The sequence below is a fragment of the Chelativorans sp. J32 genome (genome assembly GCF_000518985.1).
Classification (GTDB): Bacteria; Pseudomonadota; Alphaproteobacteria; order Rhizobiales; family Rhizobiaceae; genus Chelativorans.
Genome location: NZ_JAEQ01000011.1, coordinates 13067 through 29441 on the forward strand (window position 1 = coordinate 13067; position 16375 = coordinate 29441).

General features: G+C 60.5%; 23 protein-coding genes. 15 read left to right on the plus strand and 8 right to left on the minus strand.

The features are described from left to right. Positions 1 to 8 precede the first annotated feature (8 nt). The 4 genes from CHEJ32_RS0114595 to dnaQ all read left to right on the plus strand — a co-directional run bounded on the left by CHEJ32_RS0114595 (position 9) and on the right by dnaQ (position 2824). Positions 9 to 611, plus strand: coding sequence for a Maf-like protein (locus tag CHEJ32_RS0114595; protein ID WP_034658583.1), 603 nt, complete (start codon positions 9 to 11; stop codon positions 609 to 611). After that, positions 604 to 1443 (plus strand): shikimate dehydrogenase, encoded by an 840-nt coding sequence (locus CHEJ32_RS0114600; protein ID WP_028034449.1) that lies wholly within the window; start codon positions 604 to 606, stop codon positions 1441 to 1443. The genes CHEJ32_RS0114595 and CHEJ32_RS0114600 overlap by 8 nt, the downstream gene beginning before the upstream one ends. Further along, a complete protein-coding gene (gene coaE, locus CHEJ32_RS0114605) occupies positions 1440 to 2024 on the plus strand; it encodes a dephospho-CoA kinase (RefSeq protein WP_028034450.1) in 585 nt (194 codons plus the stop codon). The genes CHEJ32_RS0114600 and coaE overlap by 4 nt, the downstream gene beginning before the upstream one ends. A gap of 71 nt (positions 2025 to 2095) precedes the next feature. Then, entirely contained in the window at positions 2096 to 2824 is a 729-nt protein-coding gene (dnaQ, locus tag CHEJ32_RS0114610) for a DNA polymerase III subunit epsilon (RefSeq protein ID WP_028034451.1), read from the plus strand. Positions 2825 to 2881: 57 nt separating this feature from the next. Here dnaQ and secB read toward each other — a convergent pair whose 3' ends face one another. Continuing rightward, positions 2882 to 3388 (minus strand): protein-export chaperone SecB, encoded by a 507-nt coding sequence (secB, locus tag CHEJ32_RS0114615; RefSeq protein WP_028034452.1) that lies wholly within the window; start codon positions 3386 to 3388, stop codon positions 2882 to 2884. 117 nt (positions 3389 to 3505) lie between these two features. After that, entirely contained in the window at positions 3506 to 3985 is a 480-nt protein-coding gene (locus tag CHEJ32_RS0114620; protein ID WP_028034453.1) for an FxsA family protein, read from the minus strand. Positions 3986 to 4175: 190 nt separating this feature from the next. On the opposite strand from CHEJ32_RS0114620, the gene CHEJ32_RS0114625 reads away from it, so the two are divergent. Genes CHEJ32_RS0114625 through CHEJ32_RS0114645 form a run of 4 tightly spaced genes read left to right on the plus strand, consistent with a single transcriptional unit; the run spans position 4176 to position 6947 of the window. Further along, on the plus strand, positions 4176 to 4889 hold the full coding sequence (locus CHEJ32_RS0114625; RefSeq protein WP_028034454.1) for a Tim44/TimA family putative adaptor protein: 714 nt from the start codon (positions 4176 to 4178) through the stop codon (positions 4887 to 4889). Positions 4890 to 4924: 35 nt separating this feature from the next. After that, positions 4925 to 6031: a murein transglycosylase A gene (locus tag CHEJ32_RS0114630; RefSeq protein ID WP_028034455.1), complete on the plus strand. Its 1107-nt coding sequence runs from the start codon at positions 4925 to 4927 to the stop codon at positions 6029 to 6031. After that, entirely contained in the window at positions 6028 to 6570 is a 543-nt protein-coding gene (locus CHEJ32_RS24915) for a Smr/MutS family protein (protein WP_034658565.1), read from the plus strand. The genes CHEJ32_RS0114630 and CHEJ32_RS24915 overlap by 4 nt, the downstream gene beginning before the upstream one ends. After that, positions 6567 to 6947, plus strand: coding sequence for a helix-turn-helix domain-containing protein (locus CHEJ32_RS0114645; protein ID WP_028034457.1), 381 nt, complete (start codon positions 6567 to 6569; stop codon positions 6945 to 6947). Before CHEJ32_RS24915 ends, CHEJ32_RS0114645 begins: the two co-directional genes overlap by 4 nt. A 24-nt stretch (positions 6948 to 6971) precedes the next feature. Here the strand turns inward: CHEJ32_RS0114645 and CHEJ32_RS0114650 are convergent, their stop codons facing one another. From CHEJ32_RS0114650 to hslV, 4 genes are all read right to left on the minus strand, one after another. Then, a complete protein-coding gene (locus CHEJ32_RS0114650) occupies positions 6972 to 7940 on the minus strand; it encodes a DUF1402 family protein (protein WP_028034458.1) in 969 nt (322 codons plus the stop codon). A 108-nt stretch (positions 7941 to 8048) separates the two neighbouring features. Further along, positions 8049 to 9359 (minus strand): ATP-dependent protease ATPase subunit HslU, encoded by a 1311-nt coding sequence (gene hslU / locus CHEJ32_RS0114655; RefSeq protein ID WP_028034459.1) that lies wholly within the window; start codon positions 9357 to 9359, stop codon positions 8049 to 8051. After that, positions 9356 to 9895, minus strand: a complete 540-nt coding sequence (locus CHEJ32_RS0114660) for a GNAT family N-acetyltransferase (protein WP_028034460.1) — start codon at positions 9893 to 9895, stop codon at positions 9356 to 9358. The genes hslU and CHEJ32_RS0114660 overlap by 4 nt, the downstream gene beginning before the upstream one ends. Further along, positions 9885 to 10433, minus strand: coding sequence for an ATP-dependent protease subunit HslV (hslV, locus tag CHEJ32_RS0114665; protein ID WP_028034461.1), 549 nt, complete (start codon positions 10431 to 10433; stop codon positions 9885 to 9887). Before hslV ends, CHEJ32_RS0114660 begins: the two co-directional genes overlap by 11 nt. Before the next feature lie 167 nt (positions 10434 to 10600). Here hslV and hisB point away from each other — a divergent pair, with 167 nt between their 5' ends. From hisB to coaA, 7 genes are read left to right on the plus strand one after another with little or no spacing between them, the layout of a single operon-like run. Beyond that, positions 10601 to 11209 (plus strand): imidazoleglycerol-phosphate dehydratase HisB, encoded by a 609-nt coding sequence (hisB, locus tag CHEJ32_RS0114670; protein WP_028034462.1) that lies wholly within the window; start codon positions 10601 to 10603, stop codon positions 11207 to 11209. A 6-nt stretch (positions 11210 to 11215) separates the two neighbouring features. Next, positions 11216 to 11698 (plus strand): DUF2628 domain-containing protein, encoded by a 483-nt coding sequence (locus tag CHEJ32_RS0114675; protein ID WP_028034463.1) that lies wholly within the window; start codon positions 11216 to 11218, stop codon positions 11696 to 11698. Between the two features lie 2 nt (positions 11699 to 11700). Next, positions 11701 to 12351, plus strand: a complete 651-nt coding sequence (gene hisH, locus CHEJ32_RS0114680; RefSeq protein WP_028034464.1) for an imidazole glycerol phosphate synthase subunit HisH — start codon at positions 11701 to 11703, stop codon at positions 12349 to 12351. Further along, on the plus strand, positions 12348 to 13082 hold the full coding sequence (hisA, locus tag CHEJ32_RS0114685) for a 1-(5-phosphoribosyl)-5-[(5-phosphoribosylamino)methylideneamino]imidazole-4-carboxamide isomerase (protein WP_028034465.1): 735 nt from the start codon (positions 12348 to 12350) through the stop codon (positions 13080 to 13082). Before hisH ends, hisA begins: the two co-directional genes overlap by 4 nt. After that, the gene (hisF, locus tag CHEJ32_RS0114690; RefSeq protein WP_028034466.1) at positions 13079 to 13906 is read left to right on the plus strand and encodes an imidazole glycerol phosphate synthase subunit HisF; all 828 of its coding nucleotides are present in this window, start codon (positions 13079 to 13081) and stop codon (positions 13904 to 13906) included. The genes hisA and hisF overlap by 4 nt, the downstream gene beginning before the upstream one ends. After that, the gene (locus tag CHEJ32_RS0114695; protein ID WP_028034467.1) at positions 13878 to 14216 is read left to right on the plus strand and encodes a phosphoribosyl-ATP diphosphatase; all 339 of its coding nucleotides are present in this window, start codon (positions 13878 to 13880) and stop codon (positions 14214 to 14216) included. The genes hisF and CHEJ32_RS0114695 overlap by 29 nt, the downstream gene beginning before the upstream one ends. A gap of 37 nt (positions 14217 to 14253) precedes the next feature. Beyond that, a complete protein-coding gene (gene coaA / locus CHEJ32_RS0114700; RefSeq protein WP_028034468.1) occupies positions 14254 to 15213 on the plus strand; it encodes a type I pantothenate kinase in 960 nt (319 codons plus the stop codon). Here the strand turns inward: coaA and CHEJ32_RS0114705 are convergent. After that, positions 15200 to 15829, minus strand: coding sequence for an alpha-ketoglutarate-dependent dioxygenase AlkB (locus tag CHEJ32_RS0114705; protein ID WP_028034469.1), 630 nt, complete (start codon positions 15827 to 15829; stop codon positions 15200 to 15202). The two genes, coaA and CHEJ32_RS0114705, sit on opposite strands and share 14 nt — an antisense overlap. Before the next feature lie 61 nt (positions 15830 to 15890). Next, positions 15891 to 16343, minus strand: a complete 453-nt coding sequence (lysM, locus tag CHEJ32_RS0114710; protein WP_028034470.1) for a peptidoglycan-binding protein LysM — start codon at positions 16341 to 16343, stop codon at positions 15891 to 15893. Between the last annotated feature and the right edge of the window lie 32 nt (positions 16344 to 16375).

Genomic DNA, 16375 nt, shown 5'->3' on the forward strand with positions numbered 1-16375 from the left:
CAATGCTTATGGAATTTCCCCCGATTGTCCTTGCCTCCACGAGTCCTTTTCGCAAACATCTCCTGGAGAATGCCGGCCTCTCTATCAGGTCCGAAGCGCCGCAAGTCGACGAGCGCTCGATGGAGGCCCCGCTGGAGGGAACGGGCGTAACCCCGGACGAGGTCGCTCTCATCCTCGCCGAGGCGAAAGCAGTTGACGTTTCCACACGCGATCCTGGAGCTTGGGTCATCGGTGGGGATCAGACGCTCTCTCTTGAGGACAGGATCTTCCACAAGCCGAATGACATGGAAGAGGCGCGTCGTGCTCTTCTGGCGCTTTCCGGGAAGACACATCTCTTGAACAGCGGGATTGTGTTGGCCCACGAAGGAAAAACCGTGTGGCGTCATGTATCGATCGCGCGGATGACCATGCGGCCACTCGCACCCGCCTTTATCGGTCGATATCTGGCGCGTGTTGGCGACAAGGCGCTCAAGAGCGTTGGAGCCTATCAGATCGAGGGCGAAGGAATTCAACTCTTCGAGCAAATCGAAGGCGACTATTTCACCATTGTCGGCGTGCCGCTTCTCCCACTCTTGGCGAAGCTCCGCGAACTGAAGGTCATCGATGGCTGAGTTTCCCCCGCGTGCTTTCGTCTGCGGTCACCCGATCGCGCATTCCCGTTCGCCGATCATCCACAACTACTGGCTGGGCGAGCTTGGGATCGAAGGGCACTACGAGCGGCGTGATATCGCGCCGGATGTCTTCGAGGCCTTCGTCCAGGAATTCCCGCGCCTTTATGTAGGCGGCAACGTCACCATTCCCCATAAGGAAAGCGCTTGGCGCCTTGTAGAGGCGCGCGACGAAGCGGCGGAAATCATTGGTGCGGTGAATACGCTTTGGCTCGACGACGGCCGGGTGATGGGCGGCAATACGGATGCTTACGGCTTCGCCGCCAATCTCGATGCTGCAGCGCCTGGTTGGGAAAAGAGCGCCGTCGCGACCGTTCTCGGCGCCGGTGGTGCAGCACTTGCCATCGTCCACGCGTTGCAAAGCCGCGGCGTGAGCGACATTCGCATCGTCAACCGCACCTTTGCGCGCGCGCAGGCTCTCGCGGACCGGTTCAGAGGGGGCTCCAGTGCCCATGACTGGCCAGCCTTGCCCGAACTCCTGTCGGACACGACACTTCTCATCAACACGACTTCCCTTGGAATGCATGGCGGTCCTGAAGCGGCAATCGATCTTTCTCCCCTTCCGGCCTCGGCGACCGTCACGGACATCGTCTATGTCCCTATCCAGACTCCACTTCTCGCATCGGCTGCGGCGCGAGGATTGCGCACGGTGGATGGGCTCGGGATGCTCCTGCACCAGGCGGTACCCGGTTTTGAACGATGGTTCGGAGTGCGGCCGGAGGTTACGCCGCGTCTTCGCGAGATCGTTATGGCGGACCTGGAGACCGAGAAATGATCGTCCTCGGCCTTACCGGCTCGATCGGCATGGGCAAGTCGACAACGGCCGGGATGTTCGAGGCGGAAGGGGTTCCCGTTCATGATTCCGATGCGGCTGTGCATAAGCTTTATGAAGGCGAGGCCGTACCCATCGTGGAAGAGCATTTTCCCGGAACCGCGATAGCGGGCAAGGTGGATCGCGCCCGGCTCGCCGAGGCGGTGGTTGGAAACCGGGAAGCACTTTCGAAGCTCGAAAGACTTATCCATCCGCTCGTACGCAGGGATGCAGACCGATTCGTCGAGGATCACCGCAGAAGAGGAACACCGCTGGTCGTGCTCGACATCCCCTTGTTGTTCGAGACAGATGGCACGAGCCGTGTCGACAAGATCGCCGTTGTTACCGCTCCGGCTCATGTCCAGCGGGAGCGCGTGCTTTCGCGCCCAGGCATGACTGAGGAAAAATACGAAAAAATCCTTGCTCGTCAGGTCCCGGACGAGGAAAAGCGGAAGCGGGCCGACTTCGTTATCGATACCAGCCGAGGTCTCGAGCCAGCACGCGAGGCCGTGCGAGATATCATAAGTCAGCTGACAAAGGGCTGACAGCTTATTCTTGGGCTGGACTTGCAACGGTGACGAAGCATGGCCCATGCTGGGTGCGGGGAGTGATTCGGATGCGCGAGATCATCTTCGATACGGAAACGACCGGCCTTGATCCGCGCGAGGATAGGGTTATCGAGCTCGGCTGCGTGGAACTGGTGAATCGCTTCCCCACAGGGCGGACGATGCATTATTTCATCAATCCACAGGGGCGTTCCGTTCATCCCGACGCGCAGGCCGTGCACGGCATTTCCGACGCGGATCTGGTCGGAAAACCTGTTTTCGCGGCCATTTTGGATGAGTTTCTCGAATTCATCGATGGCGCAAAGCTTGTTGCCCACAACGCCAATTTCGATATCGGCTTCATCAATGCCGAGTTTCAGCGGCTGAGCCAGCCCTTTGTCGATCCATCGCGCGTGGTGGACACATTGGCGATCGCCCGCCGGAAGCATCCGATGGGGCCGAATTCCTTGGATGCGCTGTGCCGGCGCTATGGCATCGACAATTCCCACCGCACAAAGCACGGCGCGCTTCTCGACGCGGAGCTCCTTGCGGAAGTTTATATTGAACTCGTCGGCGGTAAGCAGGCGAGCTTCGGACTTGAGATCGCCACGCAAGGGCTCGCCGAGGAAACCAGCAGCAGCGTTGTCGTCGCGCTTCCTCCTCGCCCCCGGCCCCTTGCTTCCCGGCTTACCGCGGAGGAGCGCCAGGCCCATGAAGCTCTTGTCGCAGGGCTTGGCGAGAATGCGTTGTGGCGCAAGCTGGCGCCAGCCGAGCCATTGGAGCAGGCTGAAATCGCCTGAGCCCAATAAAAAAGCCGGGCATTTTGCCCGGCTCCCGTCTGGTCTCGAGGTCTCGTATCAGGAGACCTGCACTTTCCGGCGTGCTTCTTCCTCAGCCAGTCGCTGCTGGAACATGCGAGCGAAGTCGATCGGGTCGATCATGAGTGGCGGGAAGCCGCCGTTACGCGTAGCGTCGGCGATGATCTGCCTTGCGAACGGGAAGAGCAGGCGCGGGCACTCGATGAAGAGGAGCGGGAGCATATGCTCCTGCGGGAAGCCCTGGATGCGGAAGACACCGCCATAGACGAGTTCCACATTGAAGAGAACTGAGCTCTCCGCTTCCGCCTTCGCCGAAAGGGTGAGGAGCACGTCGTAGTCGGTACCGCCCAAGGGATTGGCGTTGACGTTCACATTGATGTTGATCGACGGCGCCTTGTCACGCGCCCGTAGGGACTGAGGAGCGCCCGGGCTCTCGAACGAGAGGTCCTTGATATACTGCGTCAGCACACTCAAGCTGGCCGGAACGGCATTGTTGGTCGCTTCCGTCTGCTTTGCGTCGTCTTTTTCGCTGGGCTGGTCAGCCATTCGCCTGGATCCTCTGGAATGTAGCGCCGCCCGCTTGGGCTGCAAAAATCGAGGCGTTCGCTAGCACGCTGACCAGGGCAATACAAGTTTGGATTGCCTGCGGAGCTTTCTTCTCGGCTATTTGCCCCGCCAGGGAGAATCTTTCCCTTCAGAACTCGAATAATCTTCCAGGTCCAGATCGATCGTCTTGCCTGGCCGCCGGTCATGGCGGCTCGTGCCGCTCATATCCGTAGGCGACATGACGACAACGCGGCTGCGGAGGAAACGCCAGGCCAGATCGCGTATGGGAGGAATAAAAAGGAGCAGGCCCAATATGTCGGTGACAAAGCCTGGCACCACGAGAAGCAGGCCGGCCAGCAGGATCATTACGCCATGCACGAGCTCCCGGCCTGGCAGGCGACGCTCGGCCAACTCCCGCTGCATGCGCGAGAGAACGCCAAAGCCCTGCACGCGCAGGAGAATGGATCCTAGAACAGCTGTTCCGATCACGAGCCCCAAGGTGGGAAATAACCCGATTTGTTGCCCGACGATCACAAAAACGGCGATTTCAGCAAGCGGAATGCCGAGGAGGAGGAACGGGATGATGGAGAAACGCACGTTTTGCTCTGACCTCTCTGTACCGGGCTTGCCAGAATCCTTAGCTTTAAACATAGGAATGCGCGCCGACGATTTGAACCATTGCATCTGGAGTTCTATATGGATGTAATCGCGGCAGCGCCGTGCCCTTGCATTCGGGCTCATCCCTTATAGGCTGGCGCAACACGACAGAGCGGCTTTGGCGGACAATATGGAATTCTTCGATTTTGGCACGATCTTCTTCTTGGTCGCGGCAGTTGTGATCTTCTTCCAGTTGCGCAACGTGCTCGGCCGGCGGACGGGCAACGAGAGGCCGCCCTTCGACCCTTATACGGCCGGCCGCACCCGCCCAGCGGAAGGGGAAAAGCCAGCCAAGAACGACACCGTGGTCGCCCTGCCGCGACGCAAGGGATCCGCAGAACCTGCCGAAGAGCGCTATTCTGTTATCGACAAAGTCGCCCAGCCCGGCACCGAACTGAACCGAGGCCTGCGTGCGATCAAGGACGCGGACGCTTCTTTCGATCCCAATACATTCGTCGATGGCGCCAAGCTGGCCTATGAAATGATCGTCATGGCTTTTGCCGACGGCGATAGGCGCACGCTCAAGAACCTCCTGTCGCGCGACGTCTACGAAGGTTTTGTCTCCGCCATCGATGAACGGGAGAGACGGTCTGAGAAGATCGAGTCCTCTTTCGTCGGGATCGACAAGGCCGCCATAATCGGCGCGGAGATGAAGGGCAGCGAGGCCCACATAACGCTGCGGATCGTGAGCGAGTTGATCTCGGCTACGCGCGACAGCGCCGGCAGCATTATCGACGGCGACCCGGAAACCGTGGCAGAGGTCAAGGATGTCTGGACCTTCGCGCGCGATACACGCTCGCGCGATCCCAACTGGAAATTGGTGGCCACCGAAGCGGAAGAATAGACTTTGGGCCCCCGTAGCCGGTGTGGAGAGGCGCCATGAGCCTTTCCGGGAGGTTTCGCGCGGTCTCTTACCGCGATTTGCCCGGCTGGTCGGAGGATGGTGGGCTTTCAGAAGCCCTTGCCGCCTTCGCCCGATCCGGGCTTGTTGCGGAAGTGCGACCTTACAGAACAGGGAGCCTCGGTGTTGCCGCGGAAGTGTTTTCCGCGGCCTATGCTCAGGCTCGGACCTTGAGGCAGCCGCTTGGCAGCGCCGAGGCCCGCGACTTCTTTGAAGATCATTTTCTCCCTTTTCACGTCGAGCCGGAGTCCGCTGCGCAGGGTTTGGTCACCGGTTACTACGAGCCTGAGGTCGAAGCGTCCCTCTGTCGCTCGGACCGCTTCAAAGTGCCCCTTTATCGCCGGCCGGATGATCTTGTCGACGTAGACGATGGAAACCGGCCGCAGGGGTTTGACCCCTATTTGGCATTTGCCCGCCACACTGCCGACGGGCTTGCTCCCTATTGGGATCGCGAGGCGATCGACAAAGGCGTGCTTGATGACCGCAACCTGGAACTTTGCTGGTTGGAAGATCGCGTGGATGCTTTTTTCATTCACGTTCAGGGTGCGGCCCGCCTTCGACTGACCGACGGCCGGCAAATGCGGGTTAGTTATGCCGCAAAGGCGGGCCACCGCTTTACCGGGATCGGTCGCCTCCTGGCGGATTTGGGCGAAATCCCGCTTGAAGAAGTATCGATGCAGTCTATCCGCGCATGGCTCGCCCGGAATCCGCAAAGGCAGGACGAAATTCTCTGGCACAACCGGTCCTACATCTTTTTTCGCGAGACTCCCCTCGGCGAAGCGGATCTTGGGCCGGTCGCGGCAGCCAAGGTGCAGCTCCAGCCGGGGCGATCCATTGCAGTCGACCGGCAGCTCCATACGTTCGGGACTCCGTTTTTCATTCACGCACCGGAGTTAAGGCACGTCGATGGTCGGCCCTTCCGTCGGTTGATGATCGCGCAGGATACGGGCTCCGCCATCGTCGGTGCTGCTCGGGGCGATCTCTTCGTGGGCACAGGCAAGGAGGCCGGTGAAATCGCCGGCACGATCCGCCATCCCGCGGATTTCTATGCTTTTCTGCCACGGTCCCTGGTGTCCTCCACATGAAGCGGGCTAGGCCAAAGGAACTGTCGGCGGAAGACAGGATTCTGTGGAGCCGTGTCGCCCGCACGGCAAGACCGCTACCCGGGAAAGCGTATCCCGAGGAAGAGATCTCTTCCCGCGAGCAGGGTTTCCAGGAAGCGCCCGCTCCACCCCTGCAAGAAGCTTCTCCACAAACCGCGCCTCCGGTGCCGCCCTCCCGGCAGAATCCCCGCCGTCTCGACGCGCCCACGCGAGAGAAATTGGCGCGCGGCCGCATTGATATTGCGGGGCGTGTGGATCTGCACGGTCTTACCCAGGCCGAGGCCCACTCTCTTCTCCTGTCCTTTCTGCGACAGGCCTTCGCCGGAGAGCGTCGCTATGTGCTGGTGATAACAGGCAAAGGTAAGGGCAGCGGCGAAGGTGTCTTGCGCCGCGCCGTGCCCCAATGGTTCTCCACGCCGCCATTTTCAGACATTGTCGGCGGCTTCGAGGAAGCGGCGCGGAACCATGGCGGCGGGGGCGCGCTTTATGTGCGTCTGCGCCGGCCGGAGGCTCGGCGGTGACACCCTTTGCTGCCAAGATACGGTCGCTCCGACGCGCTCGGGGCCTGAGCCAAAAGGAAATGGCCGCGGCCTTGGGTGTAAGCCCAGCCTATCTTTCCGCGTTGGAGCACGGCCGTCGCAGCCCGCCCAATTGGGCGATGGTGCAGAAGATCATCGGCTATTTCAACGTCATCTGGGATGAAGCAGACGAATTGCAGCGTCTCGCTGAATTATCCCACCCACGGATCGTGGTGGACACGGGGGGCCTTCCCGAAAAGGCCACGGCGATCGCCAACCTCCTGGCACAGAACATCGCGGATTTCGACGAGGACGAACTCGCTCAGCTCTATCGTGCGCTGCGCGACATTCTGGAGCGGAAGCAAGCTCGCGTCAAATAGCTGCCGGTGCCGGTCTCCGGAATGTCAGGATTCGGCCGCGAGGGCCTCCAGATCCTTAAGCTTTTCATTGATTAGCCAGCCGTAATAATTCTCTTCGGGGAACCGCGGCTGAAGGCCTTGCTGGCGCCGCAGCCTGTTTTCGGCGTCAAGCTTCGCTGCGCGCGTTTCAGGATTTCCCAGATTGTACAATGTCGCCGTCAGGCCCGGATTTTTGCTGATATCGAAGCCGGCGATCTCGGCATAGGCCTCGATCGATTTGTCGATCATGGCGGCTACATAGTCGAGCGAAATGTCGGGATCCATGATTGCACGATAGACCCCTTGGGGGTCGCGGTGATCGAGTTTCTCATGGCCCGATATGCGATGGACCATATCCGTCAGCTGCAACGCGGTCAGCGGATTGAGCTGCCCGATCCCAAAAGTCTGCCCAGCGAAGAAGGGTTGCAGGAAGACGGCACTGAAGCGATCGTTCGGAAACGATTTTCCCTCGACCGCTTTGCCGCGGAAGCTGTGGTCCCAAACTGCCTCCCGGCAGCTCCACAGGCTGTAGCTCTCCGAAAATTTCTTGCAGGAATCGAATTCGGGGCGACTGATGAAGTCGTCCAGTGACTCGCCCTTGTAGGAAAAGTTGAAGCTGCTCCGCAGATAGGAGACCGCTTTTACATAATATGTCTGGAGCTGGTCGTAGGCATCGACGTTGTAGGTATGCTCGCCAACGATTGCGCCGACGATGTGAATGGGATCGATTCGGTACTGTGCGGCCGATTCCCGGATCTTGGACCTGAGCGCGTCATCCCTTTTCAGGAGCTGGTAGACCTTCTGGTATTTCGCTTCGAAGGTTGTCTTGGCGGCACCGGTTCTTCTTGCAGAGGCGCCGGGGATAGGTGGCTGCTCTTCATTGCGATTGCCCGCGGGCACAAGCGTGGCCGCCTGCACGGTGGTCGCCGTCAGAGCTAAAAAGAGGACAAAAAGGGTGCCGCGCTGAAAAGCCATCGCCCCACTCGACCATTTCAGATATGGCCGGACCCTACGGAAAGCGGGCGCTCAAGTCGAGCGAATTTAAATCGCCCGGGAGCGCCCGCGTCGTTCGTGTCATCCATGTCACAGGATGAAACGGGAGAGATCCGTATTCTTGGCGAGATCGCCGACATTCTGGTCTACATAGGCAGCGTCGATTACCATCTTGCTGCCCGAACGATCCGGCGCATTGTAGGAAATCTCATCGAGCACCCGCTCCATGACGGTCTGCAGCCGGCGCGCCCCGATGTTCTCGACATTCGCGTTGAGATCGACTGCGATCTCCGCCAAACGGTCGATGGCATCCTCGGTGAATTCCAGCTCCACGCCCTCGGTCTGCATCAGGGCGATGTATTGCTTGATGAGGCTGGCCTCGGTCTCAGTCAGGATCCTGCGGAAATCCTCCTTCTCCAAAGCCCGTAATTCGACACGGATCGGAAGGCGTCCCTGAAGCTCTGGAAGCAGATCCGAGGGCTTCGAAACGTGAAAGGCGCCGGAGGCGATAAACAGGATGTGGTCCGTCTTCACCGGCCCGTATTTGGTGGCGACCGTCGTCCCTTCGACGAGCGGCAGGAGATCGCGCTGCACGCCCTCGCGGGAGACGCCTGCGCCGAGGCCGCCTTCACGGGAGGCGATCTTGTCGATCTCGTCGATGAAGACGATTCCGTCATTCTCGGCGGAGGAAAGCGCCCGCCGCACCACCTCGTCCTGGTCGAGCAGCTTGTCCGACTCGTCATTGATCAAGAATTTGTAGGATTCCTTGACGGTTGTCTTCACTGTCTTGGTTCGGCCGCCGCCCATGGCCTTCTGCAGCATGTCATTGATGTTGAGCACGCCGATATTCGCACCGGGCATGCCGGGAATCTCGAAACTGCCCATGCCGCCGCCGGTGTCGGCGACCTGGATTTCGATCTCCTTGTCGTCGAGTTCGCCGTTCCTGAGCTTTTGCCTGAAGCTGTCGCGCGTGGCAGGGCTCGCTGTGCGCCCGACCAGCGCCTCCAGAACGCGTTCCTCGGCATTGAGATGGGCGCGCGCCTTCACGCTCTCGCGCATCTTTTCGCGCGTAAGGGCGATCGCCACCTCCACGAGGTCGCGCACGATCTGCTCCACGTCGCGGCCGACATAGCCGACCTCGGTGAACTTGGTAGCCTCGACCTTAACGAAGGGAGCGCCAGCCAGCTTGGCCAGCCGGCGCGAAATCTCTGTCTTGCCGACGCCTGTCGGGCCGATCATCAGGATGTTCTTCGGCATCACCTCTTCGCGCAGCCCGGGCTCGAGCTGCTGGCGCCGCCAGCGATTGCGTAGCGCGATCGCGACCGCCCGCTTCGCATCCTTCTGCCCGATGATGAAGCGGTCGAGCTCGGACACGATCTCTCTGGGTGAAAAATTGCTCATATCGTCTTCTCGTCTGTGTTCGGGTCGTATTGCATGATCAGGACGTCGCCGGTGCGTCCTTCGAGCTCGGGAATGGGGCGGAAGCCTGCCTTTCTATAGGCTCGGACCGCCCGCGCGTTATCGGGGGACGGATCGATGATGATGGTCTCGATACCGTCGTCCCGCAGTTTGCGAACGAAGGCCGAAAGGGCTCGCGAGCCGATACCTTGCGAGAGCTTCTCGGGATCCCCGATCGACAGGTCGATACCCACCGCATCCGACGGCAGCTCGGCGAGCCAAGGATTGTCTTTGATCCAATCGGCATTCTGGTGATGGCCGATGAACCAGTATTGGATGTAACCAACCGGAGCTCCTTCGAGCATGATGAGGAAGGGTCGCGTCGAATCCTTCCCTTCCACCATGTCCCGGATGAAGCCCAGCTCCTCCTCGGTCTCGCCCCACCATTCCCGCATATGCGGCTTTTCGAGCCAGCGGCGAAGCATCGGCAGATGTTCCGCTCTCACCGGCTCGAAGCGAATGGCGGGATCATCCGGCATCCAGCGTTTCCACGACGACGTTGCTGTTTGTGTAGACGCAGATGCTTGCTGCTATCTCCATCGCCTTGCGCGCGATTTCCTCGGCGCTTTTGTCGGTGTCGATGAGTGCGCGCGCCGCAGCGAGCGCATAATTTCCGCCCGAACCGATTGCCATTACGCCTTCTTCCGGCTCGAGCACGTCACCATTGCCGGTAAGCGCCAGCGTCACATTCTTGTCCGCTACAAGCATCATGGCTTCCAGCCGGCGCAGATATCGGTCCGTCCGCCAGTCCTTCGCCAGCTCCACGCTGGCGCGCATAAGCTGGTCGGGATATTGCTCGAGCTTCTTCTCCAGCCTTTCGAGCAGGGTGAAGGCATCGGCGGTCGCCCCAGCGAAGCCCGCTATCACATTGCCCTTGCCGATCCGGCGCACCTTCCTGGCATTCCCCTTCATCACGGTCTGCCCGAGGCTCACCTGCCCATCGCCGGCGATCACCACCTTTCCGTCCTTGCGGACGGTGACGATGGTGGTTCCATGCATTGTCAGATTATCGCTCATGAAATTATTGCTCCTGGGCGCCTCTCGCGGACGCCAATTCGAGCGTTTATGTAAGAGGCTCGTAAGGGAATGCAAATACTGCGAAGGGGCAGTCCGTCCTGCTTCTGGTATTCGCGACAGACTTGCTCTAAAAGGCGGGCCTCTTCTTGGAAAGCAAAGGGAAAGCCATGGCTGCCAGCAACCCGCGCCAGGCCGAAGTCAGCCGCAAGACGAACGAGACCGAGATCTCTGTCACCGTGGATCTCGACGGTGGAGGTCGCTCCGAAATCTCCACCGGCGTGGGCTTTTTCGACCATATGCTGGACCAGCTCTCGCGGCACTCCCTGATCGACATGAAGGTGTCCGCTATAGGTGATCTCCATATCGATGATCACCACACGGTGGAGGATTGCGGCATTGCGATCGGCCAGGCCATCGCCAGGGCATTGGGTGACCGCCGCGGCATCACCCGCTATGCATCGCTCGACCTTGCCATGGACGAGGCGCTCACCCGCGCCGCGGTGGATGTCTCCGGGCGGCCCTTCCTGGTTTGGCAGGTGACGTTCCCCTCGGCCAAGATCGGTACTTTCGACACCGAGCTGGTTCGCGAGTTTTTCCAGGCGCTGGCGCAGAATGCCGGCATTACCCTGCACGTGACCAATCTTTATGGCGGCAACTCACATCATATCGCCGAGACCTGTTTCAAGGCGGTGGCGCGCGTCCTTCGCGCGGCCCTGTCGCCCGACCCGCGACAGTTCAACGTGATCCCCTCCAGCAAGGGCACGCTTAACGGTTGAGGCAAAATGGCCAGCTATCTCGTCCTTGAGCCGCCCGGCGATCGGACCGACAAGGCGGAAAAAGCACTCGTGATCCGCGACGGCTTTTCGCTCCTCGCGCTGATCATGCCACTGCTCTGGTTTCTCTGGCACCGCATGTGGCTCGAGGCTCTTGCCTTCGTTGCGGTGGCACTTCTGCTGGCCGGCCTCGGCACCTTGCCCGGTTTCACCATGCTCGCGCCGCTCCTTTCCTTTTTCCTATATATCTTCATCGGCCTCGAAGCGCAGGCACTCCGCGTGGCCGCTCTCGGCCGAAGGGGTTGGCAGGTCTGGGGTGTTGTGGAAGGCGCCAACAGCGATGAAGCGGAGCTTCGCTATGCCGCCGAGGTCGGTCAGGAGTCGTCGCGGCGCGCGCCAGCCGCCCCTGCCGTCGCCGGATCCCGCGGCGGGACCGGCCAGAGGCCGTCGCCCGCGACCTTCGGGCTCATCGACTATCCGCGAAAGGGCTGAGCATGCGCGTCGCCATCATCGATTACGGCTCCGGCAATCTGCGATCCGCCACGAAGGCCTTCGAGCGTGCCGCTCAGGAAGCCGGCATAGCCGCAGAGATCGATCTCACCAATGATGCCGAGCGCGTGCGTTCGGCCGACCGCATCGTGCTCCCCGGCGTAGGCGCTTATGCTGATTGCCGCGCAGGACTTGATGCCGTACCCGGTATGGCGGAGGCGATCGAAGAGGTTGCCATAAAGCAGGCGCGCCCCTTTCTCGGCATCTGCGTCGGCATGCAGTTGATGTCGGAGCGGGGGCTGGAAAAGACGACAACCAATGGCTTCGGATGGATTGCCGGTGATGTGAAGGAGATCACACCGGATGATCCGTCGCTGAAGATCCCGCAGATCGGGTGGAACACGATTCACGTGAAACATTCGCATCCGCTTTTCGACGGCATCCCGACGGGACCGGACGGGCTGCACGCCTATTTCGTGCACTCCTACCATCTGGATGCAACACGTAAGGAGGATGTCCTCGCCGTTACCGATTATGGCGGCGAGATCACCGCGGCCGTGGCGCGTGGCAATCTTGCCGGGACGCAGTTCCATCCGGAAAAGAGCCAGACGCTCGGCCTGGCTCTGATCGCAAACTTCCTGAGGTGGTTGCCGTGATCCTTTTTCCTGCCATTGATCTGAAGGACGGCGAATGCGTCAGGCTGAAGCTCGGCGAGATGAGCGAAGCCACCGTCTATAACCAAGACCCGGCCGCCCAGGCGAAGGCGTTCGAGGAGCAGGGCTTCGAGTGGCTCCACGTGGTCGACCTCAATGGCGCCTTTGCCGGCACGAGCGTCAACGGGGCTGCGGTCGAGGCCATTTTGAAGGCTACGCAAAACCCGGTGCAACTTGGCGGCGGCATCCGCTCGCTGCAACAGATCGAGGCATGGCTCGAAAAGGGCCTTGCGCGCGTGATCCTCGGCACGGTCGCAGTAAGCGACCCCGCCTTGGTGCGGGATGCCTGCAAGAAATTTCCCGGTAAGATCGCTGTCGGCATCGACGCAAGGGGCGGCAAGGTTGCAGTTGAAGGCTGGGCGGAGACGTCCGACCTCACTGCCGTCGAGTTGGCAAAGCGTTTCGAAGGTGCGGGCGTGGCGGCGATCATTTATACGGATATCGATCGCGATGGCGTTTTGACCGGCATCAACTGGGAAGCGACGATCGCTCTGGCCGACGCCGTGTCGATACCGGTCATCGCTTCGGGTGGCCTCGCCTCGATGGCGGATATCGAGCGGATGACACAGCCGGACGCAGCCAAGCTCGAAGGCGCAATTTCCGGCCGGGCACTTTATGACGGCCGCATCGATCCTAAGGAGGCGCTCGCAATGCTCCGAAAGGCGCGTATATGACCCTGAAAGCCCGCGTCATCCCCTGCCTTGACGTTAAGGACGGTCGCGTCGTCAAGGGCGTCCAGTTCGTCGACCTGATCGATGCCGGAGACCCCGTCGAATCTGCGAAGGCATATGATGCTGCCGGGGCGGACGAGCTTTGCTTCCTCGATATCACGGCCAGCCACGAAAATCGGGAGACCATCTTCGACGTGGTCGCCCGCACGGCGGAACAGTGCTTCATGCCGCTTACGGTTGGCGGCGGGGTGCGTGAGATCTCCGATATCCGCAGGCTGTTGCTTGCCGGGGCGGACAAGGTCTCGATCAACACGGCGGCCGTGAAGAACCCCGAATTCGTGGCCCGCGCTGCAGAAAAATTCGGCGACCAATGCATCGTCGTGGCGATCGACGCCAAGAAGGTGTCGCAAGCCGGCGAGGTCGACCGGTGGGAGATTTTCACCCATGGCGGCCGTAATCCGACCGGCATCGATGCGGTGGAGTTCGCTCGCCGCGTGGTCGATCTCGGCGCCGGCGAAATCCTGCTCACCTCCATGGATCGGGATGGCACCAAGGCCGGCTATGACATCGCGCTCACGCGCGCGGTGGCCGATGCCGTCCGCGCACCCGTCATTGCGTCCGGCGGAGTCGGCACGCTTGACCATTTCGTGGAAGGCATCCGCGATGGTCACGCGGCCGCGGTGCTCGCCGCCTCGATCTTCCATTTCGGGACCTATACGGTCGCCGAAGCGAAGCGGTATATGGCGGAAGCTGGCATTCCCATGCGGCTGGACACACGGGATGGCGAAGGGAGAGCGCATGAGCCGATTCGATCTGTCGAGGCTTGAAGGCATTATCGCCGAACGCGCCCGTTCCGGGGACACGCAGTCCTGGACCGCGCGGCTTTTCTCGGCAGGCATGGAAAAAGCCGCCAAGAAACTGGGCGAAGAGGCGGTGGAGACTGTTATCGCCGCGGTCGGGCAGGACAGGAAGGCCCTGGTGGCCGAAAGCGCCGATCTTATCTACCACTGGCTTGTGGTGCTGGCGATAGCAGGGGTGCCCCTTGAAGAGGTATTGTCGGAGCTTGAATCCCGCACCGGCCAGTCCGGGGTGGCGGAAAAGGCGTCGCGCGGTAAGCCGCCGGAGAGCGCTGCTTGATAAGATGAGCCGGAAGGCAGGCACGGAAAAGACGCTTATGGACCAACTGGTACCCGCCGAACGCTATTCGCCCTATCGCTTCTTTTCGGCGGAGGAATGGGCCAAGTTCCGCGCCGACACCCCGCTGACACTCACCGAGGACGAGGTTCGACGGCTCCGATCCCTCAACGACCCGATCGATCTTGAAGAGGTGCGACGCATTTATCTTTCGCTGTCGCGCCTGCTTTCCGCCCACGTGGAGGCAAGTCAGCTTCTTTACCGGCAGCGCCAGATCTTCTTCGATTCGGATCATGCGGTGAAGACGCCGTTCATTATCGGCATCGCTGGCTCGGTTGCGGTGGGGAAATCCACCACTGCCCGCGTGCTGAAGGAACTGCTGGCCAGATGGCCATCCAGTCCCAAAGTCGATCTCGTGACGACCGACGGCTTCCTCTATCCCAACGCCGTGTTGCTCCAGGAAGGTTTGATGGAGCGCAAGGGCTTCCCGGAAAGCTACGATGTGGGTGCGATCCTGCGCTTCCTGTCCGGCATCAAGGCGGGATTGCCCAATATGCGTGCACCGCTTTATTCGCACCTGACTTATGACGTGCGCCCGGGCGAATTCGTCACAATCGATAGGCCGGATATCCTGATCTTCGAAGGCATCAACGTGCTGCAGTCGCGGGATCTCCCGAAGGATGGCAAGGCGGTACCGTTCGTATCGGATTTCTTCGATTTCTCTATCTATATCGACGCTCCTGAAGAACTGATCCACCACTGGTACGTGGATCGCTTCATGCGCCTGCGCGAAACGGCGTTCCGCGATCCGAATTCCTTCTTCCATCGCTATTCGCAGTTTTCCGAAGATGAGGCGAAGGCGATTGCGGAGGAACTCTGGTCCAACATCAACCTGAAGAATTTGCGCGAGAACATTCTCCCCACGCGCCCCCGAGCAGACCTTATCCTGCGCAAAGGCGCGAACCACCTCGTGCAGGAAGTCGCGCTCAGGAAGATCTGATCGAAGGCGAATTTACCCGGCGCAGCGTGAGATTGATACGCCCGCCGTTCTTCAAGAGAGTGGATGTGTTCGGATAGATCCGGTCCACGCCGTGAAAGGCAAGCCGGCCCTCCCCGCCGAGTACCACGACGTCGCCGCTTGAAAGCCGGAACGAAACAGTGCCGCCCTTGCGGCTCGTACCGCCCACCCTGAACAGACAATCATCGCCCAGCGAGACGGAAACCACCGGGGCGTCGAAGTCCTTTTCGTCGCGATCCTGATGCAGGCCCATCTTGGCGTCGGGGGAATAGAAGTTGACGAGGCAGGCTTCCGGCGGGTGGGGGTAGCCGGCGACTTCATTCCAAAGATCGAGCAGGCGCTGCGGAATGGGAGGCCAGGGTTTCCCCGTGACGGGATCGATCGCTTGGTAACGGTATCCCCTCTCCTTGTCGGTCACCCAGCCGAGCAAACCGCAATTCGTCATGCGCACGCTCATGGGCGTGCCCGTCTTCGGCATGGCCGGGACGTAAAGAGGCGCTTCGACGACGACCGCGCGTATGTCGGCCAGCAAGATCTCCTGCTCGCTGGGCGGCAGGAGACCTGGCATGTGCCTTATTCCAGGTGGAAGAGAGAGCATGTGCTACCGCTTGAACCGGTGCGGATACCCAGACCCGGGTAATGAAGCGCCGGGTCTTGGCTCAGTCGACGAGCTCGGGGATGCGCAGCACCTGGCCCGGATAGATCTTGTCGGGGTGCTTGAGCATCGGCTTGTTTGCCTCGAAGATCACCGTGTGCTTCGCACCCTTCCCTTTCCCGTAATGGGCTTCGGCGATCTTCCAGAGATTGTCGCCCTTCTTCACCGTATAGAAGACGGGCTCCTTGGCGGGTGCGCTGGTGACTTTCAATTCCGAAGCTTCGACCTTGGAGATCCCCAAAGTATTGCCGACTGCGATGACGGCTTTCTCGAAGACCGTCTGGTCCTCCACTTCGCCCTTGAGCACCACTTTATCGCCCTGAACTTCGACATCCACGTTGTCGGTGCCGAGCTTGTGCGAGTCCAACTCCTTTTTCAATTGGTCCGCTGCCGGCGGCTCGTCGTTTCCAATGCCTAGTTTCTGGCCAACGGATTTGACGAAGTCGAAAATGCTCATGGGATATGCCTCCAAAATGAAATGTGCGCCTG

What these genes read in the sequence shown, in the direction of transcription:
- CHEJ32_RS0114595 (WP_034658583.1), top strand. Translation starts at nt 9, where the DNA reads ATGGAATTTCCCCCGATTGTCCTTGCCTCCACGAGTCCTTTTCGCAAA.
- CHEJ32_RS0114600 (WP_028034449.1), top strand. Translation starts at nt 604, where the DNA reads ATGGCTGAGTTTCCCCCGCGTGCTTTCGTCTGCGGTCACCCGATCGCG.
- coaE (WP_028034450.1), top strand. Translation starts at nt 1,440, where the DNA reads ATGATCGTCCTCGGCCTTACCGGCTCGATCGGCATGGGCAAGTCGACA.
- dnaQ (WP_028034451.1), top strand. Translation starts at nt 2,096, where the DNA reads ATGCGCGAGATCATCTTCGATACGGAAACGACCGGCCTTGATCCGCGC.
- secB (WP_028034452.1), bottom strand. Translation starts at nt 3,388, where the DNA reads ATGGCTGACCAGCCCAGCGAAAAAGACGACGCAAAGCAGACGGAAGCG.
- CHEJ32_RS0114625 (WP_028034454.1), top strand. Translation starts at nt 4,176, where the DNA reads ATGGAATTCTTCGATTTTGGCACGATCTTCTTCTTGGTCGCGGCAGTT.
- CHEJ32_RS0114630 (WP_028034455.1), top strand. Translation starts at nt 4,925, where the DNA reads ATGAGCCTTTCCGGGAGGTTTCGCGCGGTCTCTTACCGCGATTTGCCC.
- CHEJ32_RS24915 (WP_034658565.1), top strand. Translation starts at nt 6,028, where the DNA reads ATGAAGCGGGCTAGGCCAAAGGAACTGTCGGCGGAAGACAGGATTCTG.
- CHEJ32_RS0114650 (WP_028034458.1), bottom strand. Translation starts at nt 7,940, where the DNA reads ATGGCTTTTCAGCGCGGCACCCTTTTTGTCCTCTTTTTAGCTCTGACG.
- hslU (WP_028034459.1), bottom strand. Translation starts at nt 9,359, where the DNA reads ATGAGCAATTTTTCACCCAGAGAGATCGTGTCCGAGCTCGACCGCTTC.
- CHEJ32_RS0114660 (WP_028034460.1), bottom strand. Translation starts at nt 9,895, where the DNA reads ATGCCGGATGATCCCGCCATTCGCTTCGAGCCGGTGAGAGCGGAACAT.
- hslV (WP_028034461.1), bottom strand. Translation starts at nt 10,433, where the DNA reads ATGAGCGATAATCTGACAATGCATGGAACCACCATCGTCACCGTCCGC.
- hisB (WP_028034462.1), top strand. Translation starts at nt 10,601, where the DNA reads ATGGCTGCCAGCAACCCGCGCCAGGCCGAAGTCAGCCGCAAGACGAAC.
- CHEJ32_RS0114675 (WP_028034463.1), top strand. Translation starts at nt 11,216, where the DNA reads ATGGCCAGCTATCTCGTCCTTGAGCCGCCCGGCGATCGGACCGACAAG.
- hisH (WP_028034464.1), top strand. Translation starts at nt 11,701, where the DNA reads ATGCGCGTCGCCATCATCGATTACGGCTCCGGCAATCTGCGATCCGCC.
- hisF (WP_028034466.1), top strand. Translation starts at nt 13,079, where the DNA reads ATGACCCTGAAAGCCCGCGTCATCCCCTGCCTTGACGTTAAGGACGGT.
- CHEJ32_RS0114695 (WP_028034467.1), top strand. Translation starts at nt 13,878, where the DNA reads ATGAGCCGATTCGATCTGTCGAGGCTTGAAGGCATTATCGCCGAACGC.
- coaA (WP_028034468.1), top strand. Translation starts at nt 14,254, where the DNA reads ATGGACCAACTGGTACCCGCCGAACGCTATTCGCCCTATCGCTTCTTT.
- CHEJ32_RS0114705 (WP_028034469.1), bottom strand. Translation starts at nt 15,829, where the DNA reads ATGCTCTCTCTTCCACCTGGAATAAGGCACATGCCAGGTCTCCTGCCG.
- lysM (WP_028034470.1), bottom strand. Translation starts at nt 16,343, where the DNA reads ATGAGCATTTTCGACTTCGTCAAATCCGTTGGCCAGAAACTAGGCATT.